The sequence below is a fragment of the Streptomyces sp. Ru72 genome (genome assembly GCF_002920635.1).
Taxonomy (GTDB): domain Bacteria; phylum Actinomycetota; class Actinomycetes; order Streptomycetales; family Streptomycetaceae; genus Streptomyces.
The window spans coordinates 136944-161340 of the sequence record NZ_PQSR01000004.1; the positions used below are offsets into that span (position 1 = coordinate 136944).

The window sequence follows — 24397 nt, forward strand, 5'->3', positions numbered from 1 at the left end:
CGTCCCTACTCGGCGGTTTGCACCACTGCCAAGAGGGCTCCTACCTCGACCTGCTGGCCCAGGGCGGCGTGCAGGGCCGTGACCGTCCCTGTGGCCGGGGCTGTGATCTTGTGTTCCATCTTCATCGCCTCCAGCCAGAGCAGGGGCTTTCCGGCCTGTACCGTCGCGCCGACCGTCAGCCCCTCCGCGATCCGTACGACCGTGCCGGGCATCGGGGCCAGCAGGGAGCCCGGGGCGTGGGCCGCCGTGGGTTCGTGGAAGCGGGGCAGGGCCGTCAGGGCCGTCGAGCCGACGTACACCTCGTCGCCGTGGCGGGCCACCGGGAACCTCCGGCGTACGCCGTCCACCTCGAGGACCACCAGGTGCGCGTCCGCGTGCACCACCCGCGCCCCGTCCGCCTCCAGGCCCCCGCGCGTGTGCCGGTAGTGGACCTCGTGCTCCTCGCCCGCCATGACGTACCGCTTGGTCTGCGGCTGCGACGGCAGGTTCCGCCAGCCGCCGAACCGCGAGCGGCCGTGGGCGTCCGCGAGGGCGGCGGCCAGTGGGGCGTACGGGTCGGGGGCGGACTCGGTGAGGACGGCGAGGTGGCGCTCGTAGAAGCCGGTGTCCATCCGGGCCGCCGCGAACTCCTCGTGGCGCAGGGAGCGGACCAGCAGGTCGCGGTTCGTCACCGGGCCGTGGATCTCGGCGCGCTCCAGGGCCCCCGCCAGCTTCCGGATCGCCTCCGCACGTGTGGGGGCGTGGGCGACGGCCTTGGCGAGCATGGGGTCGTAGTGGACGCCGATGGTGTCGCCGTCCGTGTATCCCGTGTCGAGGCGTACGCCCGGTACGGCGAGTCGGTGCAGGGTGCCGGTCTGCGGGGCCCAGTCCCGGGAGGGGTCCTCGGCGTAGAGGCGGGCCTCGATCGCGTGCCCGCGCGCGCGTGGCGGCTCGTCGTCCAGTGCCGCGCCCTCCGCCACCCGGATCTGCAGGGCCACCAGGTCGATCCCGAACACCGCCTCGGTGACCGGGTGTTCCACCTGGAGGCGGGTGTTCATCTCCAGGAAGTGCGCCCTGTCCCCCGCGACCAGGAACTCGACCGTGCCCGCGCCCGCGTAGTCGACGGCGCGGGCGGCCCGTACGGCCATCGACCGCAGGGATTCTTCGAGTTCGGGGGTCAGTCCGGGGGCGGGGGCCTCCTCGACCACCTTCTGGTGGCGGCGCTGGAGGGAGCAGTCCCGGGTGCCGAGCGCCCACACCGTGCCGTGGGTGTCGGCGAGGATCTGCACCTCGACGTGGCGACCGCCCTCGACGTACGGCTCGATGAACACCTCGTCGTCACCGAAGGCGCCACGTGCCTCCGCGCGTGCGGCCGTCAGTTCTGGGTCCAGGTCGGCGAGGCTCCGTACGATCCGCATGCCGCGTCCGCCGCCGCCCGCCGCCGCCTTCACCAGGACCGGGAGGTCGGCCTCCGTCACGGAGGTGAGCGGCTCCAGGCCCATCAGCTTCTTCGCGCGTGTCTTGGACGCCATCGCCTCGATCGCCTCCGGCGGCGGCCCGATCCACAGCAGGCCCGCGGCGCGCACGGCGCGCGCGAAGTCGGCGTTCTCGGAGAGGAAGCCGTAGCCGGGGTGCACGGCGTCGGCGCCGGACGCGAGGGCGGCCTCGACGATCAGGTCGCCGCGCAGATAGGTGTCGGCGGGTGCCGCGCCCGGGAGGCGTACGGCCGCGTCGGCCACGCGCGCGTGGAGGGCGTTCTCGTCGGCGTCCGAGTGCACGGCGACCGTACGGATGCCCAGGTCACGGCAGGTGCGGACGATGCGGCAGGCGATCTCGCCGCGGTTCGCCACCAGAACGGAAGTGATCACGGGCATCGAAGACATCGGGGGCATCGGGGCCTCACATCCGGAAGACGCCGAACCCGCCACGCGCGCCCTGGTAGGGCGCGGTGTGGATCGCGGACAGGCACAGGCCGAGGACGGTACGGGTGTCACGCGGGTCGATGACCCCGTCGTCGTACAGCCGCCCGGACAGGAACATCGGCAGGGACTCGGACTCGATCTGCCGCTCCACCATGGCCCGCAGGGCGGCGTCGGCGTCCTCGTCGTACGGCTGCCCCTTGGCCGCCGCCGACTGCCGGGCGACGATCGACAGGACGCCCGCGAGCTGCTGGGGGCCCATGACCGCCGACTTGGCGCTGGGCCAGGCGAACAGGAAGCGCGGTTCGTAGGCCCGTCCGCACATGCCGTAGTGCCCGGCCCCGTACGAGGCGCCCATCAGGACCGACAGGTGCGGCACCGTCGAATTGCTGACGGCGTTGATCATCATCGCGCCGTGTTTGATGATGCCGCCCTGCTCGTACTCCTTGCCGACCATGTAGCCGGTGGTGTTGTGCAGGAACAGGAGCGGGATGTCGCGCTGGTTGGCGAGCTGGATGAACTGGGCCGCCTTCTGGGACTCCTCGCTGAACAGCACGCCCTGGGCGTTCGCGAGGATGCCGACCGGGTAGCCGTGCAGGGCCGCCCATCCGGTGCACAGGCTGGTCCCGTACAGCGGTTTGAACTCGTCGAAGTCGGAGGCGTCGACGATGCGGGCGATGACCTCGCGCGGGTCGAAGGGCACCTTCAGGTCGCCGGGCACGATCCCGAGGAGTTCCTCCTGGTCGTACTTCGGAGGAGCCGCGGGGCCCGGATCGGCGTACGCCTTGCGGTGGTTCAGGCGGGCGACCACGCGACGGGCCTGCCGGATCGCGTCCTGCTCGTCGACCGCGTAGTGGTCGGCGAGACCCGAGACGCGCGCGTGCATCTCGGCGCCGCCCAGGGACTCGTCGTCGCTCTCCTCGCCGGTGGCCATCTTCACCAGCGGGGGCCCGCCGAGGAACACCTTGGCGCGCTCCTTGACCATGATCACGTGGTCGGACATGCCGGGGATGTACGCGCCCCCGGCCGTGGAGTTGCCGAAGACGACGGCGATGGTCGGGATGCCGGCGGCGGACAGGCGGGTCAGGTCCCGGAAGACGGCGCCTCCGGGGATGAAGATCTCCTTCTGGGACGGCAGGTCGGCGCCCCCCGACTCCACGAGGCTGATGCAGGGCAGCCGGTTGGCGAGCGCGATGTCGTTGGCGCGCAGGGCCTTCTTCAGGCTCCACGGGTTGCTGGCGCCGCCCCGCACGGTGGGATCGTTGGCGATGATCAGGCATTCGACGCCCTCCACCACCCCGATGCCTGTGACGAGGGAGGCGCCGACCGTGTGGTCGCTGCCCCAGGCGGCCAGCGGGGAGAGCTCCAGGAAGGGTGTGTCGGGGTCGAGGAGGAGTTCGATGCGCTCGCGGGCGAGCAGCTTGCCGCGCGCGCGGTGGCGGGCGACGTACTTCTCGCCGCCGCCCGCGAGGGCCTTGGCGTGCTCGGCGTCCAGCTCGGCGAGTCTGGCGAGCATGGCGTCACGGTGGGCGAGGTGGTCGGGGCTGCGCGGGTCCAGCGCCGACGGCAGGACGGTCACAGCAGGGCCTCCGGTATCTCCAGATGGCGGGCGCGCAGCCATTCGCCGAGGCCCTTGGCCTGCGGGTCGAACCGGTGCCGCGCGGCGACGCCCTCGCCGAGGATGCCCTCGACGACGAAGTTCAGGGCGCGCAGGTCGGGCAGGACGTGGCGTCGGACGGGCAGGGCGGCCGTCTCCGGGAGCAGTGTGCGGAACCGGTCGGCGGTGAGGGTGTGGGCGAGCCAGCGCCAGGCCTCGTCGGTGCGAACCCAGACGCCGACGTTGGCGCTGCCGCCCTTGTCGCCGCTGCGGGCACCGGCGACGCGACCGAGGGGCGCGCGACGGGTGGGCCCCGGGGGCAGCGGCTCGGGCAGGGGCGGGTCCGGTACATCGTCGAGTGCGCGGGTGGTCTGGGCGGGCGGCACGGGGATGCGGCGGCCGTCGTGGAGGACCGCCACATGGTCTACGGCACCACGGTCGACGGGGGCCGCCTCGAAAACTCCATATGGTTCAGCTCTCCCCGGTGGGGCGACCACATGGAAGCCGGGGTAGCTGGCGAGCGCCAGTTCGACCGCGGCGCCGGTGAGCGCGCGCCCCACCGCCTCCTGGCCCGGGTCGCGCACGACGAGTCGCAGCAGGGCGCTCGCGGTCTCCTCGGTGGGGGCGTCGGGGTGATCGGTGCGAGCGAGTTCCCAGCGGATCTCGTTCGGCCGGGACTCCGCGGCGTCCAGGGCGGCTTCCATCTGGGCTCGGACGAGCGCGGCCTTGGCCTCGATGTCGAGCCCGGTCAGCACGAAGGTGACCTCGTTGCGGAAGCCGCCGAGCCTGCTGAGGCCGACCTTCAGGGTGGGCGGCGGTGCCTCCCCGCGCACCCCCTCGATCCGCACCCGGTCGGATCCCTCCTGGGTGAGCCGGACGGTGTCCAGCCGGACGGTGACGTCCGGGCCCGCGTACCGGGCGCCGGCCGTCTCGTACAGCAGCTGTGCGGTGACCGTGCCGACGTCCACGACGCCGCCGGTGCCGTCGTGCTTGGTGATGACGCTGCTGCCGTCCTGGTGCAGTTCGGCGAGCGGGAAGCCGGGCCGGTGCAGCCGCTCGGGCGGATGCTCGTCGAAGAAGGCGTAGTTGCCGCCGGTGGCCTGCGCCCCGCACTCCAGGACGTGCCCGGCGACCACCGCGCCGGCCAGCCGGTCGTACTCCTCGGGCCCCCACCCGAAGTGGGCGACGGCCGGCCCGGTGACCAGGGCCGCGTCCGTCACGCGCCCGGTGACCACGATGTCGGCGCCCTCGCGCAGACACACGGCGATCCCGTGGCCGCCGAGGTAGGCGTGGGCGGTGAGGGCGCCCGGGTGGGACGTGGTGAGGTCGTCCCCCTCGACGTGCGCCACCCGGACGGGTATGCCGAGACGCCCCGCCAACTCCCGTACCTGCTCGGCGAGTCCGGCCGGATTGAGGCCGCCCGCGTTGGCCACGATCCGCACACCCCGCTCGTGGGCGAGGCCGAGGCACTCCTCCAACTGGCCGAGGAACGTGCGCGCGTAACCGCCGCCGGGATTCCTCAGGCGGTCACGGCCGAGGATCAGCATGGTCAACTCGGCGAGATAGTCGCCGGTGACGACGTCGAGGGGGCCGCCGGTGAGCATCTCGCGCAGGGCGTCGAAACGGTCGCCGTAGAAGCCGGAGGCGTTGCCTATGCGCAGCGGACGGAGGGCCCTCACCGGGTGGCTCCCTTCGGCGGGCGTCCGCTGCCGGGTGGACCCGCGAAGGCCTGGGCGATGTCCAGCCAGCGGTCGGCGTCCGGGCCCTCGGTGCGCAGGGCGAGGTCGGCGCGGTGGGCGCGTTGGGTGACCAGGAGGCAGAAGTCGAGGGCGGGTCCGGTGACGCGCTGTGGGGCGTCTTCCGGGCCGTACGTCCACACGTCGCCGGACGGTGCGAGGAGTTCGACGCGGAAGGGGTCGGCGGGCGCGGGCAGTCCGTGGACCGAGTAGGAGAAGTCGCGGGTGCGGAACCCGAGCCGGGCGATGTGCCGGAGCCTCACCGTGGGCGCGGGTGCCACACCGAGCGCGTCCGCCACGTCCAGGCCGTGGGCCCAGGTCTCCATCAGGCGGGCGGTGGCCATGGAGGCGGTCGACATGGGCGGCCCGTACCAGGGGAAACGTGCGCCGGGCGGTGCCTGGCGCAGGGCCCGGTCGAGCGCGGCGCGGCCCTCGCGCCACCGGGCGAGCAGTTCGGCGGGCGGGCGCCCGGCTTCCTCCCGTGCGGCCTCGTCGACCCAGGTGCCGGGCGACGCGAGGGCCTTCTCGACCTCCGCCGCGAAGTCCTCCGGGTCCGTGACGGCCAGCAGGGCGGCGCGGTCGGTCCAGGCGAGGTGCGCGATCTGATGGGCGACGGTCCAGCCCTCGGCGGGGGTGTCCAGCGCCCAGCCGTCCTCCCCCGACTCGGCCACCAGTCGGTCGAGTTCCTCGCTCTCCCGGCCCAGGTCGTCGATCACGGACGATGCGTCGGACACGATGCGCTCCCCTCGGGGCACGACGGTGTGCGTGGGGAGCATGGCAGCGGGGGGAGAAACAAGCAAGCGTGCTTGCATGGATCGTTTGCGCTCAGGGGGCTCACAGACAGGGGCGCCGGGGACAAGCAACACTCAGGTTCCGCGACCGACTGCCAGCGATTCCCCAGGTTTTCACAGCCCCCGTTTGCAGTTCCTTGCCGTTTTGCGGTCCCGGCCCGTGTAAGTTCTCTCGTGTCGGGCGGCGAAGGAATTCCCGGGACAAGCGATCCGGAATCCCCGCCTCGCCCACCGAGAATTCTCGCACCACTGCACGGCAATTTCGATAAACCCTCAAGGAGACGGAAATGAGCTTCAAGAAGCTTGCCCCGCTGCCCCCGAAGCCCAAGGCCAAGCAGCTCCCGCCCCCGCCGAAGCCGAAGCCGAAGAAGAAGCACCAGCCGAAGCCGCTGCCGAAGCCGCTGCCCGGCCACGACCACTGAATCCAGTAATCCGGCAACAATGAAGAGGGCCGACGGGTGCACCGTCGGCCCTCTTTCGTGTTTTTCCGCTCCGATTGCGGCGGCATTTCACAGCCTGCGCCGAGACCGTTCAAAGGGCCGACCAATCCCCGTGACAGAACCTCTGGACATGACCGGGACTGATCAGTACGAGGACCACGAGGACGAGTACGGGGACCACGCCAACGACGACACCCCCACGATCCCCGCCCCCACCGCCTTCCGGCGCTTCTGGCCCATGACCAGGGGGCTGCGGGGCTGGCTGGCGATCGTCTGGGGGTGCACGGTGCTCGCCGCGCTCGCCGAGACCGCCGCCATCCTGCTGTTCAGCGAACTCACCGACCACGCGCTGCAGAAGGGCTCGCTGAGCGCGTTCTGGGCGCCGGCCGCCGAGTGGCTCGGGGTGGCGGTGCTCGGCGCGGCCATCGGGTACGCGGGCAACTCCCTGGCGACCTGGATCACCGAGCGTTTCGTGATGCGGCTGCGCGAGCACGTCTTCGACCACGTACAGCAGTTGCCGCCGCACTTCTTCCAACGGCACCGGCAGGGCGACCTGCTGTCCCGGCTGACCAGCGACGTCGAAGCGATCGAGACGATGGTGGTGTCCGGGCTGGTAGGAGCCGCCTCGGCCGCTTTCAGTGCCGTCTTCTACGCGGCCGCCGCGTTCTGGCTGCGCTGGGACCTCGCGGCGGCGGCCTTCGTACTGGCGCCCCTGTTCTGGCTGGCCGCCCGGCGCTTCTCCGGAAGCATCAAGGCCGTCTCCCGTGAGGGCCGGGTCGCGGACGGCGCGATCACCTCCGTCGTGGAGGAGTCGCTGGGCAACATCGTGCTCACCCAGGCGTACGACCGCCGTGCCGCCGAGCGGCGACGGCTCGGGCAGGAGGCGAACGCCTGGTTCCGGGCGTCGGTGCGCTCCGCCCGGCTGGGCGAGCTGTACGAGCAACTCGTGCAGGTCATCGAGACCGTGTGCGTGCTCGCGGTGATCGGGCTCGGCGCCTGGGAGATCTCCGCGGGTCGGATGACGCTCGGCCAGCTGCTCGCGTTCGCGGCCTTCCTCGGCTACCTCTACCCGCCCGTGCGTGGCCTCGCGCAGCTCGGGCTGACCGTGACGGCGGCCACGGCCGGTGCCGAGCGTCTGATCGAGATCCTGGACGTGCGGCCGGCGGTGAGTGATCCGGCGCGTTCGGACCGGGCGCCGGTGGGGCGGCCCGACGGGTCGGTGGAGGTACGAGACGTGTACTTCCGCTATCCGGGGGCGGACCGGATGGCGTTGGAGGGGCTGTCGTTCTGCGTGCGCCCCGGCGAGTTGGTGATCATCACCGGACCGAGCGGCGCCGGCAAGTCCACGGTCTCGAAGATGCTGCTGCGCTTCTACGACCCCGACTCCGGAGCGGTGCTCCTCGACGGAACGCCGATCGGCGACTTCCCGCTGGCACGGCTGCGCGAGTACGTCACGCTGCTGCCGCAGGAGACCCTCGTGCTGCACGACACGGTCCGCGCGAACATCGCCTGCGGGCGGCCCGGCGCCGGCGAGCAGGCGATCTTCGATGCGGCGCAGGCCGCGGACGCGCACGAATTCATCATGCGGCTGCCCGAGGGATACGACACCAAGGTCGACCCCAACTCGGCCCGGCTGTCCGGCGGCCAGCTGCAGCGCCTCGCGATCGCGCGCGCCATCCTGCGCGACGCGCCGGTGCTCGTGCTCGACGAGCCGACGACCGGCCTGGACGCGATGGCGGCGCGCCGGGTCGTCAAACCGCTGCGGCGCCTGATGGCGGGCCGTACGACGATCATGATCACCCACGATCTGAACCTCGCGCCCGACGCCGACCGCATCCTCGTCGTCGACCAGGGCCGCATCGTCGAGACCGGCCGCCACGAGGAGCTGCTGGCGCGGGGCGGGGCGTACTCCCGGCTGCACCGGTCGCAGAACAACGTGAACATGGACACGGCGGAGCTGCGGCTGCCGCTGTTTCCGGAACCCGCGAAGGTGCCCACAGCGGTTCCGGCGGACTACACGGCCGGGGCCCCGGCGGGGCAGCAGGCAGGCCGGCCGGCACCCGATCCGCACGTGCCGTACGAGTTCCCCGGCCGGGCCCCCGGGGCGGTACCGCACCAACTCCCGGATGGCCGCCCGCTCTTCCGCGACGAGCGGCCCTGGCACGGGGGCTGACACCGCTCCGCGGCCGGGGGTACAGGCGCATAACCGCTTCACACACATGACCAAGTCCATTACCCTGGACTTCCAGGTACACCAAGCTGCACGACTTCAGCCCAGCATCTGGAAGGCCCCGTGAACACGCCCAGCACCGCAGCCTCCGCCGCCTCTTCGGCGCCGACTCCCGCCTCGACTGCTCCCGTGGCACCCGGCGGTCCCCGGCTGCGGGGTTCCCTCGGGCCCGTCGGCCTGGTGCTCGCCGGAGGCGTCTCGGTCCAGTTCGGTGGTGCGCTGGCGGTGAGCCTCATGCCGCGGGCCGGTGCGCTCGGCGTCGTCACCCTGCGCCTGGTGGTGGCCGCGATCGTGCTGCTCCTGGTCTGCCGGCCCCGGCTGCGCGGGCACTCGCGCGCCGACTGGGGCACGGTCGTCGTCTTCGGCATCACCATGGCCGCGATGAACGGCCTCTTCTACCAGGCAGTCGCCCGCATCCCGCTCGGCCCCGCCGTCACCCTGGAGGTCCTCGGCCCCCTCACCCTCTCCGTCCTCGCCTCACGCCGCGCGGTGAACGTGGTCTGGGCGGCCCTCGCCCTGACCGGCGTGTTCCTGCTGGGCGGCGGAGGCTTCGGCGACCTGGACCCGGCGGGCGTCGCGTTCGCCCTGACGGCGGGCGCGATGTGGGCGGCGTACATCGTCTTCAGCGCCCGTACCGGACGGCGCTTCCCGCAGGCGGACGGCCTGGCGCTCGCGATGGCGGTCGCGGCGGTGCTGTTCGTGCCGCTGGGGATCGCCGAGTCCGGCACGAGGCTGCTCGTACCGGTGACGATCGGACTCGGCGCGGCCGTGGCGATGCTCTCCTCGGTCCTGCCCTACACCCTGGAACTCCTCGCCCTGCGCCGCCTGCCCTCCTCCACCTTCGCGATCCTGATGAGCCTGGAACCGGCCCTCGCGGCGACGGCGGGCTTCCTGATCCTCGGCCAGTCCCTGACCGCGACCCAGACGGTGGCGATCGCGCTGGTCATCGCGGCGAGCATGGGAGCGGTGCGGACGCAGGTGGGGCGGGGCAAGGCGAAGGTGGCCCGGCCGGAGGCGTAGGTGCCGGGGCGGTTCCCCGCTCGTCCTCGCCGAACAGGGCCCACCGGGCCTGACGGCAGCCTCGCTTCCCGTACCACCTCCGTGGACGCGGCTTCGTCCAGGTCTCGTCCCTGCCGAAATTCGTTTCGGGCGCCGTGGCGGGTGCCTCTACGGTGACCCGGTGACAACTCAGGTGATCGTGTTGAACGGCGGGTCAAGCTCCGGCAAGTCCGGGATCGTCCGGTGCCTTCAGGCGATACTGCCGAACCCGTGGCTTGCCGCCGCGATCGACTCGCTCATCGAGGCGATGCCCGCGTCCATGCAGGCATCGGAAGAAGGATTCGACATCGCATCAGATGGCGGGGTGAACATCGGGTCGGCCTTCCGGGAGCTGGAAGCAGCATGGAGGGAGGGGGTCGCCGCCATGGCCCGTGCGGGCGCCCGGGTCATCGTCGACGACGTCTTCCTCGGCGGAGCGGCGTCCCAGCAGCAGTGGCAGAAGGCTCTCAGCGGGCTGGACGTGCTGTGGGTCGGCGTCAGGTGCGGGAGCGCCGTCGCCGCGGGCCGGGAGATCGCCCGCGGCGACCGGGCCCAGGGAATGGCCGCACTCCAGGCCGACATGGTCCACCGGGGCGTGGTCTACGACCTGGAGGTGGACACCACGCACACGGAGTCCCTCGAGTGCGCGCGGACTGTCGCCGCCCGGGTCAAGTGACCGGGAGCTCTGCCGTCGGCACGCCCGGCGGCCCTGCCGGCCCGGGCGTCACTCACCCTCCGACGCCGCTCCCCGCCCCTCCATCCGTCCGAACACCTCCAGCACCTCCGCGTCGCCCGCCCGGGCGTTGAGGAAGTAGTCCGCCCACTCGGCGATGTCCTCGTACGCCGACTCCCGGGTCAGGCGGGTGATGGCGGACGGGATGTCGAAGTGCGTCCTGCGCAGGTCGACGCCGGGGCCGAGCAGGCACCAGTGGGCACCGGGGCGGCCGTAGGGCATGCCGACGCTGCCGGGGTTGACCACCTGGCGGCCGTGGGCGAGGCGGACGTACGGCATGTGAGTGTGGCCGCACACCACCGTGCCGATCGTGTCCGGCAGCTTCTCCCACACATCCGCCCAGCGGGTGAGGGGCGAGTCGACGAGGACGACCTCCTCGTCGTTCCTCGGCGTCGCGTGGCAGAACAGCACATCGCCGAGGCCACGCACCGGGAGAGTCACCGTCAGCGGCAGTTCGGCGAGGAAGTCGACCTGCTCGTCGCGGAGCCGGGACGCCGCGTAGGGGCCGATGGGGTCGGGGATCTCCGTCCGCCGCCCGCGGCGGAGTTCGACAAGCTCCCGGTCCGCGTTGCCCGCGACCCAGACCACCCGCTCGCCCTCGCGCGCCAGCAGGTCCAGGACCTCGGCCGGCTGCGGGCCCGCCGTGATGTCGCCCGTCACCACGACGCGGTCGGCCGCGGCGACGTCCGGCTCCGCGAGTACCGCTTCCAGGGCGGGCAGTACGCCGTGGATGTCGGAGAGGACCGCCACCCGGTCCAGTACGTCGCTCACTTACTCGTCCCCTCCTTGTCGATGCTCTCCTCCAGCCCTTCCGCCAGCACCTCCGCCAGGTGCCGTGCCCGGACGCCCGCCAGCTGCTGAAGCTGGGTGCGGCAGGAGTAGCCGTCCGCCAGGATCACCGCGTCCTCGGGTGCCGAGCGCACCGAGGGAAGCAGTTGCTCCTCCGCACAGGCCGTCGAGACCTCGTAGTGTCCCTTCTCGAAGCCGAAGTTGCCCGCGAGGCCGCAGCAGCCGCCGGTGAGTTCGCCGGTCAGGCCCGCCGCCGTGCGCAACCGGCGGTCGGCCGTGTCGCCCAGGACGGCGTGCTGGTGGCAGTGGGTCTGGCCGGCCGCCGGGCGGTCGAGGCGGGGCGGTGTCCAGTCGGGGGCGTGCTTCTCCAGGGCCTCCGCGAACGTCACCACCGCCGCCGCGAGGCGCCGCGCGCGTGGGTCGTCATGCAGCAGCTCGGGGACGTCCGTGCGCAGGGCGGCGGCACAGCTCGGCTCCAGGACGACCACCGGGGCGCCGGCCGCCAGCACCGGTTCCATCAGGTCGAGGGTGCGGCGCATGACGGTGCGGGCGCGGTCCAGTTGACCTGTGGAGACGTAGGTCAGACCGCAGCAGACCCGGCGCCGGTGGCCCGGGGGCAGGGCGACCCCGAGGCCCGCCGCCTCCAGCACCCGTACCGCCGCGCGGCCCACGGAGGGCGACAGGTGTTCCGTGAAGGTGTCCGGCCAGAGGGCGACCAGCGGGCGCGCCGTCCGGGGGCGCCCGCCGGCCGTCCGCCGCCACCATCGGCTGAAGGTCTCCTGCGCCAGCCGGGGGAGGCGGCGCTGCGGTGCGACGCCGCCCAGGCGTTTCGCGAGCGCCGCCAACGGGCCGACCGACGTGAGGGCGTTGACCAGCGGCGCCGTGCGGGTACGGGCCACCGCCCGGAGCCACAGCGGCAGCCATCCCATCGCGTAGTGCGCGGCCGGACGGCGGCGGCCGGCGTAGTGGTGGTGCAGGAACTCCGCCTTGTACGTGGCCATGTCGACGCCGACCGGGCAGTCCGTACGGCAGCCCTTGCAGGACAGGCACAGGTCGAGGGCGTCTGCGACCTCCGTCGAGCGCCAGCCGTCCGTCACCACCTCGCCCGCCAGCATCTCGTGCAGCAGCCGGGCCCGCCCGCGCGTGGAGTGCTCCTCCGCGCCCGTCGCCCGGAAAGAGGGGCACATCACCGAAGAGCCGGACACCGTCGTCGTACGGCACTTGGCGACGCCCACGCACCGGCGGACCGCCGCCGAGAAGTCGCCGCCGTCCGACGGATAGCCGAAGGCGACCTCGACCGGCCGGCGGGGCAGTACCGCGAATCTGAGGTTCTCGTCCAGACGGGCCGGGCGGACCAGCATGCCGGGGTTGAGCAGACCCTCCGGGTCCCACAGGTCCTTGGCGCGGGCGAAGAGGGCGACCAGGTCGGGGCCGTACATCTTCGGAAGCAGCTCCGCGCGCGCCTGTCCGTCGCCGTGCTCCCCCGACAGCGAGCCGCCGTGGGCCACGACCAGGGCCGCGAGGTCCTCCGAGAAGCGGCGGAAGCGGGCGACGCCCTCCTCGGTCAGCAGGTCGAAGTCGATACGGACGTGGATGCAGCCGTCCCCGAAGTGGCCGTACGGTGTGCCGCGCAGACCGTGGTCGGCCAGCAGGCCCCTGAAGTCGCGGAGATAGTCGCCGAGTCGGGCCGGGGGCACCGCGCAGTCCTCCCAGCCGGGCCAGGCCTCTCCCCCACTCCCGGCTCCGCTCGAGCGGGAGGGGCCCCCTCCGTCGGGCATACGGGTCGCCGTACCGGCGGCGTCCTCCCGCAGCCGCCACAGCGCGCGCTGTCCGGCAGGGTCGGTGACCACCGTGGCGTCCGTGACGTCCGCCGCCCGGACGATGGCCCCCGCACGCGCGCGTGCCTCCGCCTCGTCCCCGCCGCCCGTCTCCACGAACAGCCAGGCGCCACCGCGCGGCAGCCCCGCCGACGGTGGTACGAGATCGGCGGCCATGCCCTCCACCGTCAGCGGGCCGTGCGGCAGCAGCCCGGCCGCCGCGTGGGCCGCCGCCGTCTCGTCCGCGTACCCCAGCACGGCGAGCGCACGCGCGCGGGGTGCCTCGACCAGGCGGACGACCGCCTCCGTCAGGACGCCCAGCGTTCCCTCGGAGCCGCAGAAGGAGCGGGCCACGTCCGCGCCCTTTTCCGGCAGCAGCGCGTCCAACGCGTAACCGGAGATACGGCGCGGGAGGGACGGGAATCCCGTGCGAAGGAGCGCCAACTCGCCCTCCACCAGCGCCCGCAGGCCCTCGGGGGCGCCCTTCCAGCCCCGGCCCGGGGTCAGCGCCTCGCCCCGCGCGGTGAGCACGGACAGCTCCCGTACGTTGTCCGCCGTCGTCCCCCAGGCCACCGAGTGCGAGCCGCACGCGTTGTTGCCGATCATTCCGCCCAGCGTGCAGCGGGCGTGGGTGGAGGGGTCCGGGCCGAAGCGCAGGCCGTGCGGGGCGGCGGCCTCCTGGAGACGGTCCAGGACCAGGCCCGGCTGCACCACCGCCGTGCGCGCCCCGGGGTCCAGGGACACGATCCGGTTCATGTGGCGGGTGAAGTCGAGCACCACGCCCGTGCCCGTCGCCTGCCCGCCGATCGACGTGCCGCCGCCGCGGGCGACGACCGGCACGCCGTGCGCCCGGCACACCTCGAGCGCCGCCGCCACGTCGTCCGCGTCCCGGGGCGCCACGACGCCGAGCGGGACGCGCCGGTAGTTGGACGCGTCCATGGTGTGCAGCGCCCGCGCTGTCGTGTCGAACTCGACGGCGCCGCGCACCGCCGCGCGCAGCTCCCGACTCAGCGCACCGATGTCGGCGCCGGCGCCCGCCGCCTGCCGCTCTCGCACCACACGATCCGTCATGCCACCAGCATGCCCTCCGTCACTGACAGTGACCGCCCGGGGCACACGGGAGCCGTCCAGCAGCGCGGGACGGGAAGGCGCACGGTCCGACCGCGGGCGTCTTCGACATCACCCGGGAAACAAAGAACCGGCACATCTCTTGCGGGGACACGGTCCGCATGTGTGCCCCGGAGCGGCGCTGTCCCGCCTGGGGTGGGGGTGGCGCTCCCGGCGCCGTACGCCCGTTTCCCGGGCCTGGACCTGGCGCTCCCGGCGAGCGAGCTGCGCAACAAACCGGTGGTGACGCAGAACGACCTGTTCGAGCTGCCGGTACGGCTCGGGGGCTGAACCCGGCGGTTCTCGCCCCCGCCGCCCCGCCGCCCCTACCGGCTCGAGGACGAGGCCGTTCAGCCCGACGCGGGGTCCGGAGCGCAGCCCTCAGACACGGGGCGGGTAAGGGTGGCGGAGGTGAGGTCAACCCCGCGACGACACCCCGTCTCAGCCGACGGACCACGTTTCGCCCAGGTTTCCTCCAGCGGCTACGCTCCCGTCCGTGGCTGATATCCAGATTCCTGACGACATCAAGCCCGCCGATGGTCGTTTCGGCGCGGGTCCCTCCAAGGTGCGGGTCGAGGCGCTGGACGCCCTCGCCGCCACGGGTAGCTCCCTGCTCGGCACGTCCCACCGCCAGGCCCCGGTCAAGAACCTGGTCGGCAAGGTGCGCGAGGGTATCCGCGAGCTGTTCCAGCTGCCCGACGGCTACGAGGTGATCCTCGGCAACGGCGGTTCCACCGCGTTCTGGGACATCGCGACCCACGGCCTGATCGAGAACAAGTCGCAGCACCTCAGCTTCGGCGAGTTCTCCTCGAAGTTCGCCAAGGCGGCCAAGCTCGCCCCCTGGCTCGCCGAGCCCACCGTCGTCGCCACCGACCCCGGCACCCACCCCGAGCCGCAGGCCGAGGCGGGCGTCGACGTCTACGCGTTCACGCACAACGAGACCTCGACCGGCGTCGCCATGCCGATCAAGCGCGTCGAGGGCGCCGACGAAGGCGCGCTGGTCCTCGTGGACGCCACCTCCGGCGCCGGCGGCCTCCCGGTCGACATCGCCGAGACCGACGTCTACTACTTCGCCCCGCAGAAGTCCTTCGCCTCCGACGGCGGCCTGTGGATCGGTGTCTTCTCCCCGGCCGCGATCGAGCGCGCGGAGCGCATCCATGCCTCCGGCCGCCACATCCCGGAGTTCTTCAGCCTCCCCACGGCGATCGACAACTCCCGCAAGAACCAGACGTACAACACCCCGGCCCTCGCCACCCTCTTCCTGCTGAACCAGCAGCTGGAGTGGATCAACGGCCAGGGCGGCCTGGACTGGGCGGTCCGCCGCACCGCCACCTCGGCGCGCACGCTGTACGGCTGGGCCGAGGACGTCAAGTTCGCGACCCCGTTCGTCACCGACCCCGCCAAGCGCTCCCAGGTCATCGGCACGATCGACTTCTCGGAAGAGATCGACGCCGCCGCCGTCGCCAAGGTCCTGCGCGCCAACGGCATCGTCGACACCGAGCCGTACCGCAAGCTCGGCCGCAACCAGCTCCGCATCGCGATGTTCCCGGCGATCGACCCGGCGGACGTCGAGGCGCTGACGAAGTGCGTCGACTACGTGATCGAGAAGCTGTAGGGCTTCGGCCGACTTCCTCGCGTACGACGGAAGGGGCGTCCGGTGTCACCGGGCGGCCCTTCCGTCCTTCTCCGGTGCCGTGACCGAAAACCTTCACCGAGGTGGATTCCGCCAGGTGTCGACGGCGACGGATGTCGCGCAGGTCGACTCAAGGTCGTGACACGCCCTGTCCGTTCTCTGGTCTAGGGTCGCCCGCATGGCTGAGCCCTCGTTTCTGACCGCCGTGCGCGAGTCGTACGACACGGTCGCCGCTGATTACGTCGAACGCGTCCCGCCTCCCGCCGAGATGGACCCGCTGTCCCGCGCGATGCTGGCGGGGTTCGCCGAGCTCGTGCGGACGGCTGGTCCGGGGCCGGTCGCGGACCTGGGGTGCGGCCCCGGCCGTGTGACGGCGTACCTGGCCGGGCTGGGGGTGTCCGCCTTCGGCGTCGATCTGTCGCCGAAGATGATCGGGCTGGCCCGGCACGCCTATCCGAACCTGCGGTTCACCGAGGGCTCGATGACCGCGCTGGAGATGAGGGACGACGAGCTCGGCGGCATCCTGGCCTGGTACTCCACCCACCACACGCCCCCGCAGTGGCTGCCGGCGGTGTTCGCCGAGTTCCACCGCACGCTCGCGCCCGGCGGCTACCTGCTCTGGGGAGACTATGTCGGAGATGAACGGCTGCAGCCGACCCAGGGCTATGGCCGTCCGGTGTCCTACGAGTCGTACCTCCTGCCACTGGACCGCATGGTCGGCCTGCTGGAGCAGGCCGGACTCGTCGTCACCGCGAGGCTGGAACAGGAGCCCGGCGGACGGGTGAACAGACCGCACGCCTGCCTACTGGCCCGCAAGCCCGAAGGGGCCTGACGGGGCGTCCGACGGGAGCGTGCCGAGCGCAGCGACGGGGCGAACGTTGCCTGTCGGGGCACTAGCGCGGGGTGCGGCGCAGCAGGCGTTTGAGGACCAGGACCACGGCCAGGCCGGCGGCGAGGACCAGGGCGCCCACCCTGTAGTCGGCGTTCAGTGGTGAGCCGTTTCCGGCCCCGTTCTGCGTACTCCCTTTCCCCGAGGGCGACTTGGCCTGGTGACCGGGCACGCTCTCGGGTTGTACCGGGCTGTCCGCGCCCTCGCTCCCGTACAGGAGCTTCGACCCGTCGAGCGTGTAGGTGACCGACTCGCCCTGGCGCTGCAGGGGAACGTCCAGGCGGGTCTGCTTCTTGATCCGCCCGCCGTTCCACGCGTACGCGATGCCGCCGAAGTAGCCGCGTACGGCGAGCTGTTCGCCGTCGGGCGAGAAGGCGGCGTCGGTGGCCCACAGGTCGACGGCGGCGGTGGGGCGGAAGACGTTCGTCCCCGTGGCGGAGAGCCTGACCGGGCCCTCGTAGAGGTGGCCGCCGTCCTCCTTCTTGTCGATGATGTAGACGCGCCCGGTCTTCGGGTGGACCAGCAGGGACTCGGCGTCCCTCGGGCCGTCCGCGTACTTCACGACGTACTGGGTCGCGCGGATCGTCTGGTCCTTGAGAACCTTCGGCTCGGGCAGCTTGTAGATCCACACGTACGGCCACGTGCCGCCGAAGTTGTCGCCGATGTCGCCGAGGTAGATCTCGTTCCCCGGGCCCATGGAGACGGCCTCCACGTCACGGGGCGTGCCGATGCCGCGCAGGGTGAGGGTGGCCACCGTCCTTCCGGTGCGGCTGTCCACCGCGTAGACGTACGGGCCGTCGTCGCTGTCGTTGTGCGTCCAGTAGATCCCCGGGTGGAGACGGGAGGCGGCGAGCCCGCTCGACTCGGTGATCCGGGGATCCCTGATGGTGAAGCCGCCGTCGTCGGCGGACGCGGGCGCCGGCGCGGCGAGCGCGAGCGCACCGACGAGAAGGGCCCCGGACAGGAACGCGAACGATCGACGCATGCCCCCAAGCCTGCCATCCTGCGAACGGCGGCCCTCGTGCGTGTCGATCCTCACATCCGCCCCGTCCCATACGTCCCGTCGGCTCCCCCAGTGATCCTCCATCATGAGCGGATGCTCAGGTTCATGCCCGTAGGCGACTCCATGACGATCGGCAGCGCGGGCGAACACACATGGCGCTACCGGCTGTGGCGGCATCTGTGCGCCACATACGGCGGCCCCTGCACGCTCGTCGGTCCGCGCGAGACGCTGTACGACAAGGCGGCGGACGCGCCGACGTCGTACGCCTACGCCGAACCCGACTTCCCCCGCGCCCATCTGGCGGGCTGGGGCGAGGGCTGGCTGCACATGGCCCCGCTGATCGCGGACGCGGTCCGCGCGTCCCGGGCGGACGTGCTGCTGGTCTCCCTGGGGCTGATCGACCTGGGCTTCTACACGAACGCGGAGCAGACGGCGGAGAACGTGCGGCGCTTCGTGACTCAGGCGCGGAGCGCCAACCCGCGCGTCCGGATGGTCGTGCTCCCGGTGATCCCCAACATCCGGGCGCAGGCGGACGCGCCCTTCGGGGCCCAGGTGGCCCTCTTCAACGAGCTTCTGGCGAAGGCGGCGGCCGACCTGGACGAGCCCGGCTCGCCGATGCTGCTCGCCTCGCCGCCGCCGTCGTACGACATCCACGTCGACACGTACGACGGTACGCATCCGAACGCCTCCGGTGAGCACAAGATCGCGGCGGCGTTCGCGGGGGCGATGTGGGAGGCGTGGGGGGTCGGACAGCCGTACGCGGCCTGAACGAGCTGACCGAATACGGGCGTTCCCTGGTCACTGTGCGTATCGTTTGACCCGCCCCGCACCCAACCCCCCTTGCCTAGAGCGCACTCCACGCCGTTGGCTAAGCAGTCATGAAGTACACGCAGCTCGGACGCACGGGACTCAAGGTCAGCCGGCTCGTTCTCGGGACGATGAACTTCGGTCCGCAGACCGAGGAAACCGACAGTCACGCGATCATGGACGCGGCCCTGGACGCGGGGATCAACTTCTTCGACACCGCCAACGTGTACGGCTGGGGCGAGAACAAGGGCCGAACCGAGACCATCATCGGCAACTGGTTCGCCAAGGGCGGCGAACGGCGCGACAAGGTCGTGCTCGCCACCAAGGTGTACGGCAACATGGGCCCGGACGGGGAGGCCTGGCCCAACCACGACAAGCTCTCCGCGGTGAACATCCGGCGGGCGGTCGAGGCCAGCCTCAAGCGCCTCCAGACCGACTACATCGACCTGTACCAGTTCCACCACATCGACCGGAACACTCCCTTCGAGGAGACCTGGCAGGCTCTGGACGTACTGGTCCAGCAGGGCAAGGTCCTGTACGTCGGCTCCAGCAATTTCCCCGGCTACAAGATCGCTCAGGCGAACGAGACCGCCGCCCGCCTCGGCTCGCTGGGCCTGGTCAGTGAGCAGTGCCTGTACAACCTCTTCGAGCGCCGCGCCGAGATGGAGGTCATCCCGGCCGCGCAGGACTACGGCGTCGGGGTCATCCCGTGGTCGCCGCTGCACGGCGGGATGCTGGGCGGCGTCATCAAGAAGGAGGTCCAAGGCGGACGCCGGGCCGGTGGGCGCACCGCCGACTCGCTCGCCGACCCCGCGGTCCGGGCACAGATCCAGTCCTACGAGGACCTGCTGGAGAAGCACGGCCTGGAGCCCGGCGAGGCGGCTCTCGCCTGGCTGCTGACCCGCCCGGGCGTCACGGGACCGATCGTCGGCCCGCGCACCGCCGAGCAGCTCGAGTCCGCGATCAGGGCGGTGGAGCTGGAGCTGTCGGAGGAGGTCCTGGCGGGCCTGGAGGAGATCTTCCCCGGTCCGGGTCCGTCTCCGGAGGCCTTCGCCTGGTAGCCCGCCCGGCGGGACGTGGGTGCGGGACGTGGGTGGTGTCCACAGGCCGGGAACGTCCGGCCCGGGGCACCCTGCCCGCGTCCGCGCGCTGCCACTGGATCTACTTCCCGACCGCCGCCGCCAGTGCCACCACCGCGAACATCAGCACGAGCACACCGGCCATGATCCGGTTACGGGTCTTCGGGTCCACGTATCGAGCGTAACCGGACCTCGTCACTCCCCTGCGCCGAGCCCCCACCGCTCGACCGTCTCGTAGCGTGGCTGCTCCCCCGGCACGCCCGACCTCGGCAGGCGGCTGCGCACGAGGGTCAGGTCGGCGACCGTCCACTCGCGGCCCGCGAACTCCCGCAGCGCCGCCACGTACGGCCGGAAGTCCGCCGTACCCCGACTGCGGGCCAGGGTCAGATGCGGCCGGTAAGAGCGGTGCTCCCCCATCTCCACGCCCGCCTTGCGCGCCGCGGACTCCACACGGTCGGCGAGCAGCCGGAGCGCCCGTACGTCCCCGGACGCGCCCACCCACAGTGCCCGGTCCCCGAAGCGCCCGCCCCCGGACACGGACAGCGGGAACGGCTCGGTGCGCCGGGCCGCCCGGGCCAGCCGCTCGGACAGGTCCGGTACGACGTCCTCGGCCACCTCACCGTAGAAGGCCAGCGTGAAGTGCCAGGCCGGCCGTTCCGTCCAGCGCAGTGTGCGCGCCCCCGGAAGTCCCTCCAAGTCGCGTACCGCCGAGGCCAGTTCCCGCAGGGCGTCCGGGGGCGGCAGCACCGCGGCGAAGAGTCTCATGACCTCACCTTCGCAGGGATCGGATTGCCCGGCCACACCGGCGAACAGGCGCCGAGGGGGCGCCCCCTGCCCCGGGGCGCCCCAACCCCTCAGGCCGGCACCGGCTCCTCGCGCGGCACGAACCGCACCCGAGGGTGCCCCCGGTGCCAGCCCACAGCCAGGCGCAGGCCGCTCGCCCGGACCAGGATCAGGCCGATGGTCACGGCGGCCAGGGCGGAGACCAGACCGCCCAGGGCGAACCCGACCCGGGCGCCGTACGCGTCCGTGATCCAGCCGACGACGGGCGCCCCGAGCGGCGTACCGCCCATGAAGACCATCATGAACAGGGCCATGACGCGGCCGCGCATCGCCGGGTCCGTGCCCATCTGGACGGCCGTGTTCGCCGTGACGTTCACCGTGAGGCCGAAGATCCCTATCGGCACCATCAGCAGCGAGAACAGCCACAGGGACGGCGCCCCGGCCGCCACGATCTCCAGCGTGCCGAAGAGGGCCGCCGCCGCGATCAGCACCCGCAGCCGGGCCGTGCCGCGGCGGGCGGCGAGCAGTGCGCCGGTGAGCGAGCCGATCGCCATCAGCGTGTTGAAGAGGCTGTAGGCGCCGGCGCCCGCGTGGAAGACGTCGTCCGCGTAGGCCGAGAGCCAGACGGGGAAGTTGAAGCCGAAGGTGCCGATGAACCCGACCAGCACGATCGGCCAGATCAGCTCCGGGTGCCCGGCGACATAGCGCAGTCCCTCGCGCAGCTGGCCCTTGCCGCGCGGCGCGCGCTCCACGGCGTGCAGCTCACGGGCGCGCATCAGCAGGAGGCCGGCGATGGGCGCGAGGAAGGACAGGCCGTTGAGCAGGAAGGCCCAGCCCGTGCCCATACCGGTGATCAGGACACCGGCGACGGCGGGGCCGACCAGGCGGGCGGACTGGAAGTTCGCCGAGTTCAGGCTGACCGCGTTCTGCAGGTGCTTCGGGCCGACCATCTCGGAGACGAAGGACTGCCGGGCCGGGTTGTCGACGACCGTGGCGAGTCCGACGGCGAAGGCGGCCACGTACACGTGCCAGACCTGGACGTGCCCGGTCAGGGTCAGGAAGGCGAGGACGAGGCCGGTGGCTCCCATCGCCGACTGCGTGACGAGCAGTGCCGGGCGCTTGGGCAGGCGGTCGACGAGGACGCCGCCGTACAGGCCGAACAGCAGCATCGGCAGGAACTGGAGCGCCGTGGTGACACCGACGGCGGTGGAGGAGCCGGTCAGGCTGAGCACCAGCCAGTCCTGGGCGATGCGCTGCATCCAGGTGCCGGTGTTGGAGACGACCTGACCGAGGAAGAAGAGCCGGTAGTTGCGGATGCGCAGGGAACTGAACATCGACGACCTGCGGGGCTCGGTCGGGACGGCGGTCTCGGGGCGTTCGCCGGGCTCGGCAGGCAGGACGGGTCCGGTCCGCGGGGCGGTCTCGGTCCGCGCGACGGTCCCGGCCGGTTCGGCAGGCTCGGGGCTCTCGGCGGCGGTGGGGGGCTGTGCGGGTTGTGCGGTCTCGTGGGCGGGCGGGGAGTCGTGGGTGGCTGGTGCGGGGGCGGAAGCTGCTCCGGTTCCCGTACTCAAAGGGATTCGCCTCCTTGCGATGACGGCTTCGTACATCCGCGGGTGGGGGCCGCGTCGGTCACGGCGGGCGTCCGGCACGGGAACGCACCCGTGGTCGCGGCACCCGGGCTCGGGGTGCCGCGGTACCCCGGATGCGCCCCGCTCACAGGTGCGCGAGCTTCTCGAGGACGGGGGCCGCGGCGCGCAGTGCCGCCCACTCGTCCTCGTCCAGGCCCTCGACCAGTCCGGCCAGGAACGCGTTTCTCTTGCGGCGGCTCTCCTCGAGCATCGCCTCGGCACGCTCGGTCTGGGTGACCACCTTCTGGCGCCGGTCCTCGGGGTGGGGCTCCAGGGCGACCAGACCCTTGCTCTCCAGCAGGGCCACGATGCGGGTCATCGAGGGCGGCTGGACGTGCTCCTTGCGGGCGAGCTCGCCCGGGGTCGCGGAGCCACAGCGGGCCAGGGTGCCGAGCACCGACATCTCGGTCGGGCTCAGCGACTCGTCGACCCTCTGGTGCTTGAGTCGGCGCGACAGCCGCATCACGGCGGAGCGGAGAGCGTTCACGGCGGCGGCGTCGTCGCCATGGGTCAGGTCAGGCATGCTCTTTAGGATAACTCATTACTTTCCCTAAAGACCACCTGGGCGTACACCCATGAGGGTGACTCCGACCACTTCCCGAGCCGCACTCGCAAGCCCCGGCAAGAAACACCGGAGCTGCTCAGATCACCCGAACGAGTGATCCAAGGGCGGAACGTGACGCGTCGCGCGCCCGCGTCCGGCAACCCTCGTAGCCATGGGGACCAGCGTGCTCAGCCTGCGGATGGACGGGGAACTGCTCGAGCGGCTCCGGCAACACGCCGCCAGAAGAGGAATGAGCGTCCAGGACTATGTCGTCCGGACGCTCATTCGGGATGACTTCGACCAGCGGTTCGAGGCCGCCGTCGAGGAGACGGAGCGGTTCTACGGGGTCACCTGACCGTCGCCGGGCCCCGGGGACCGATCCGGCGGATCAGGTCAGGCCCAACGCCGGCATCAGGTAGTAGAAGGCGAAGACCGCCGCCACCACGTACATCGCCGCCGGGACCTCGCGCCCCCGGCCCGCGGCCAGGCGCAGCAGGGCGAAGGTGATGAAGCCCATGCCGATGCCGTTCGTGATCGAGTACGTGAAGGGCATCATCAGCATGGTCACGAAGGCCGGGATGGCGATCGTGTAGTCCGCCCAGTCGATCTCCTTGATCGAGTTCGACAGGATCAGGAAGCCCACCGCGACCAGGGCCGGGGTGGCCGCCTGGGACGGGACCATCGTGGCGACCGGGGTGAGGAAGAGCGCCACCGCGAACAGCAGGCCCGTGACGACGTTCGCGAAGCCCGTGCGCGCACCCTCGCCGACGCCGGCCGTGGACTCCACGAAGCAGGTGGTGGCCGAGGAGGAGCTGGCGCCGCCCGCCGCGACCGCGATGCCGTCGACGAAGAGGACCTTGTTGATGCCGGGCATGTTGCCCTCGGCGTCGGTCAGCTTGGCCTCGTCGCTGATGCCCATGATCGTGCCCATCGCGTCGAAGAAGCACGACAGCAGGACCGTGAAGACGAACAGGATGCCGGTCAGCACGCCGACCTTGCCGAAGCCTCCGAACAGGCTGACCTTGCCGATCAGGCCGAAGTCGGGGCTGGCGACCGGGTTGCCGGGCCACTTGGGGACGGTCAGGCCCCAGCTGGGGATCTTGGCGACGGCGTTGAGGACCACCGCGAGGACCGTCATCGCGACGATCGAGATCAGGATCGCGCCCGGCACCTTGCGGACGATCAGCGCGAAGGTGAGCAGCGCGCCGAGGACGAAGACCAGGACGGGCCAGCCGTTGAGATGACCGTTCACGCCCAGCTGGAGCGGGACCGTGGTCTGGGCGACGTCGGGGATCCGGGTGACGAAGCCGGAGTCCACGAGTCCGATCAGCATGATGAACAGGCCGATGCCGATCGAGATGCCCTTGCGCAGGCCGAGCGGCACCGCGTTCATCACGCGCTCGCGCAGACCGGTGGCGACGAGGAGCATCACCACGAAACCGGCGAGGACGACCATGCCCATCGCGTCCGGCCACGACATGCGCGGGGCGAGCTGGAGGGCGACGACCGTGTTCACGCCGAGGCCGGCGGCGAGGGCGATCGGGACGTTGCCGATCACGCCCATGAGCAGCGTGGTGAAGGCGGCGGTCACGGCCGTCGCGGTGACGAGCTGGCCGTGGTCCAGGTGGTGCCCGTACATGTCCTTCGCGCTGCCGAGGATGATCGGGTTCAGCACGATGATGTACGCCATCGCGAAGAAGGTGGCGAAACCGCCGCGGATCTCGCGGGACAGCGTGCTGCCCCGCTCGGAGATCCTGAAGTAGCGGTCGAGGGCGCCGGACGGCGGCCGGGTACCCGGCTGCTGCGGGGCGGAGGCCTTGGCGGGGGCCGAGGTGGGCATGCGGGACCTCAATGT

The 24397-nt window shown here is 71.9% G+C and carries 20 protein-coding genes and 1 pseudogene; 10 read left to right on the forward strand and 11 right to left on the reverse strand.

Annotation, left to right across the window (positions count from 1 at the left end):
* Positions 1-5: 5 nt before the first annotated feature.
* From C3488_RS03570 to C3488_RS03585, 4 genes are read right to left on the reverse strand one after another with little or no spacing between them, the layout of a single operon-like run.
* Positions 6-1847: a biotin carboxylase N-terminal domain-containing protein gene (locus C3488_RS03570; protein ID WP_103837833.1), complete on the reverse strand. Its 1842-nt coding sequence runs from the start codon at positions 1845-1847 to the stop codon at positions 6-8.
* Positions 1848-1878: 31 nt separating this feature from the next.
* Positions 1879-3477, reverse strand: a complete 1599-nt coding sequence (locus C3488_RS03575) for an acyl-CoA carboxylase subunit beta (RefSeq protein ID WP_103837804.1) — start codon at positions 3475-3477, stop codon at positions 1879-1881.
* On the reverse strand, positions 3474-5174 hold the full coding sequence (locus C3488_RS03580) for an acyclic terpene utilization AtuA family protein (protein WP_181138861.1): 1701 nt from the start codon (positions 5172-5174) through the stop codon (positions 3474-3476). The genes C3488_RS03575 and C3488_RS03580 overlap by 4 nt, the downstream gene beginning before the upstream one ends.
* A complete protein-coding gene (locus C3488_RS03585; RefSeq protein WP_103837805.1) occupies positions 5171-5965 on the reverse strand; it encodes a TIGR03084 family metal-binding protein in 795 nt (264 codons plus the stop codon). The genes C3488_RS03580 and C3488_RS03585 overlap by 4 nt, the downstream gene beginning before the upstream one ends.
* 344 nt (positions 5966-6309) lie before the next feature.
* On the opposite strand from C3488_RS03585, the gene C3488_RS41300 reads away from it, so the two are divergent.
* From C3488_RS41300 to cpt, 4 genes are all read left to right on the forward strand, one after another.
* Positions 6310-6444: a hypothetical protein gene (locus C3488_RS41300; protein WP_258053272.1), complete on the forward strand. Its 135-nt coding sequence runs from the start codon at positions 6310-6312 to the stop codon at positions 6442-6444.
* A gap of 148 nt (positions 6445-6592) precedes the next feature.
* A complete protein-coding gene (locus tag C3488_RS03590; RefSeq protein WP_103837806.1) occupies positions 6593-8635 on the forward strand; it encodes an ABC transporter ATP-binding protein in 2043 nt (680 codons plus the stop codon).
* Positions 8636-8755: 120 nt separating this feature from the next.
* A complete protein-coding gene (locus C3488_RS03595) occupies positions 8756-9712 on the forward strand; it encodes a DMT family transporter (RefSeq protein ID WP_103837807.1) in 957 nt (318 codons plus the stop codon).
* A 160-nt stretch (positions 9713-9872) separates the two neighbouring features.
* Positions 9873-10406 (forward strand): chloramphenicol phosphotransferase CPT, encoded by a 534-nt coding sequence (cpt, locus tag C3488_RS03600; protein ID WP_103837808.1) that lies wholly within the window; start codon positions 9873-9875, stop codon positions 10404-10406.
* A 48-nt stretch (positions 10407-10454) separates the two neighbouring features.
* On the opposite strand, the gene C3488_RS03605 is transcribed toward cpt, so the two are convergent.
* Together C3488_RS03605 and C3488_RS03610 are read right to left on the reverse strand one after the other, a co-directional pair.
* Positions 10455-11234 carry a metallophosphoesterase gene (locus tag C3488_RS03605; protein WP_103837809.1) on the reverse strand — a complete coding sequence of 260 codons (780 nt, stop codon included), beginning with the start codon at positions 11232-11234 and terminating at the stop codon, positions 10455-10457.
* On the reverse strand, positions 11231-14140 hold the full coding sequence (locus C3488_RS03610) for an FAD-binding and (Fe-S)-binding domain-containing protein (protein ID WP_103837810.1): 2910 nt from the start codon (positions 14138-14140) through the stop codon (positions 11231-11233). The genes C3488_RS03605 and C3488_RS03610 overlap by 4 nt, the downstream gene beginning before the upstream one ends.
* Positions 14141-14205: 65 nt before the next feature.
* On the opposite strand from C3488_RS03610, the pseudogene C3488_RS03615 reads away from it, so the two are divergent.
* The 3 genes and pseudogenes from C3488_RS03615 to C3488_RS03625 all read left to right on the forward strand — a co-directional run.
* Positions 14206-14467: pseudogene (locus C3488_RS03615) on the forward strand (cytochrome P450); the annotation flags it as partial.
* A 205-nt stretch (positions 14468-14672) separates the two neighbouring features.
* Positions 14673-15791, forward strand: a complete 1119-nt coding sequence (serC, locus tag C3488_RS03620) for a phosphoserine transaminase (protein WP_103837811.1) — start codon at positions 14673-14675, stop codon at positions 15789-15791.
* Positions 15792-15987: 196 nt separating this feature from the next.
* A complete protein-coding gene (locus C3488_RS03625; protein ID WP_103837812.1) occupies positions 15988-16641 on the forward strand; it encodes a class I SAM-dependent methyltransferase in 654 nt (217 codons plus the stop codon).
* A 61-nt stretch (positions 16642-16702) separates the two neighbouring features.
* Here C3488_RS03625 and C3488_RS03630 read toward each other — a convergent pair whose 3' ends face one another.
* On the reverse strand, positions 16703-17683 hold the full coding sequence (locus C3488_RS03630; RefSeq protein WP_103837813.1) for a hypothetical protein: 981 nt from the start codon (positions 17681-17683) through the stop codon (positions 16703-16705).
* 111 nt (positions 17684-17794) lie between these two features.
* On the opposite strand from C3488_RS03630, the gene C3488_RS03635 reads away from it, so the two are divergent.
* Together C3488_RS03635 and C3488_RS03640 are read left to right on the forward strand one after the other, a co-directional pair.
* Positions 17795-18469, forward strand: a complete 675-nt coding sequence (locus C3488_RS03635) for a GDSL-type esterase/lipase family protein (protein WP_103837814.1) — start codon at positions 17795-17797, stop codon at positions 18467-18469.
* A gap of 110 nt (positions 18470-18579) precedes the next feature.
* Positions 18580-19569 (forward strand): aldo/keto reductase, encoded by a 990-nt coding sequence (locus C3488_RS03640; protein ID WP_103837815.1) that lies wholly within the window; start codon positions 18580-18582, stop codon positions 19567-19569.
* A 213-nt stretch (positions 19570-19782) separates the two neighbouring features.
* Here C3488_RS03640 and thpR read toward each other — a convergent pair whose 3' ends face one another.
* From thpR to C3488_RS03655, 3 genes are all read right to left on the reverse strand, one after another.
* Positions 19783-20352: an RNA 2',3'-cyclic phosphodiesterase gene (thpR, locus tag C3488_RS03645; RefSeq protein WP_103837816.1), complete on the reverse strand. Its 570-nt coding sequence runs from the start codon at positions 20350-20352 to the stop codon at positions 19783-19785.
* A gap of 89 nt (positions 20353-20441) precedes the next feature.
* Positions 20442-21704 (reverse strand): MFS transporter, encoded by a 1263-nt coding sequence (locus tag C3488_RS03650; RefSeq protein ID WP_103837835.1) that lies wholly within the window; start codon positions 21702-21704, stop codon positions 20442-20444.
* 379 nt (positions 21705-22083) lie between these two features.
* Positions 22084-22521 carry a MarR family winged helix-turn-helix transcriptional regulator gene (locus tag C3488_RS03655; RefSeq protein WP_103837817.1) on the reverse strand — a complete coding sequence of 146 codons (438 nt, stop codon included), beginning with the start codon at positions 22519-22521 and terminating at the stop codon, positions 22084-22086.
* A gap of 193 nt (positions 22522-22714) precedes the next feature.
* On the opposite strand from C3488_RS03655, the gene C3488_RS03660 reads away from it, so the two are divergent.
* The gene (locus C3488_RS03660) at positions 22715-22897 is read left to right on the forward strand and encodes a ribbon-helix-helix protein, CopG family (RefSeq protein ID WP_103837818.1); all 183 of its coding nucleotides are present in this window, start codon (positions 22715-22717) and stop codon (positions 22895-22897) included.
* A 33-nt stretch (positions 22898-22930) separates the two neighbouring features.
* Here C3488_RS03660 and C3488_RS03665 read toward each other — a convergent pair whose 3' ends face one another.
* Entirely contained in the window at positions 22931-24382 is a 1452-nt protein-coding gene (locus C3488_RS03665) for an NCS2 family permease (protein WP_103837819.1), read from the reverse strand.
* Positions 24383-24397: the final 15 nt, after the last annotated feature.

What these genes read in the sequence shown, in the direction of transcription:
- C3488_RS41300 (WP_258053272.1), top strand. Translation starts at nt 6,310, where the DNA reads ATGAGCTTCAAGAAGCTTGCCCCGCTGCCCCCGAAGCCCAAGGCCAAG.
- C3488_RS03590 (WP_103837806.1), top strand. Translation starts at nt 6,593, where the DNA reads ATGACCGGGACTGATCAGTACGAGGACCACGAGGACGAGTACGGGGAC.
- C3488_RS03610 (WP_103837810.1), bottom strand. Translation starts at nt 14,140, where the DNA reads ATGACGGATCGTGTGGTGCGAGAGCGGCAGGCGGCGGGCGCCGGCGCC.
- C3488_RS03625 (WP_103837812.1), top strand. Translation starts at nt 15,988, where the DNA reads ATGGCTGAGCCCTCGTTTCTGACCGCCGTGCGCGAGTCGTACGACACG.
- C3488_RS03630 (WP_103837813.1), bottom strand. Translation starts at nt 17,683, where the DNA reads ATGCGTCGATCGTTCGCGTTCCTGTCCGGGGCCCTTCTCGTCGGTGCG.
- C3488_RS03635 (WP_103837814.1), top strand. Translation starts at nt 17,795, where the DNA reads ATGCTCAGGTTCATGCCCGTAGGCGACTCCATGACGATCGGCAGCGCG.
- C3488_RS03640 (WP_103837815.1), top strand. Translation starts at nt 18,580, where the DNA reads ATGAAGTACACGCAGCTCGGACGCACGGGACTCAAGGTCAGCCGGCTC.
- thpR (WP_103837816.1), bottom strand. Translation starts at nt 20,352, where the DNA reads ATGAGACTCTTCGCCGCGGTGCTGCCGCCCCCGGACGCCCTGCGGGAA.
- C3488_RS03650 (WP_103837835.1), bottom strand. Translation starts at nt 21,704, where the DNA reads ATGTTCAGTTCCCTGCGCATCCGCAACTACCGGCTCTTCTTCCTCGGT.
- C3488_RS03655 (WP_103837817.1), bottom strand. Translation starts at nt 22,521, where the DNA reads ATGCCTGACCTGACCCATGGCGACGACGCCGCCGCCGTGAACGCTCTC.
- C3488_RS03660 (WP_103837818.1), top strand. Translation starts at nt 22,715, where the DNA reads ATGGGGACCAGCGTGCTCAGCCTGCGGATGGACGGGGAACTGCTCGAG.
- C3488_RS03665 (WP_103837819.1), bottom strand. Translation starts at nt 24,382, where the DNA reads ATGCCCACCTCGGCCCCCGCCAAGGCCTCCGCCCCGCAGCAGCCGGGT.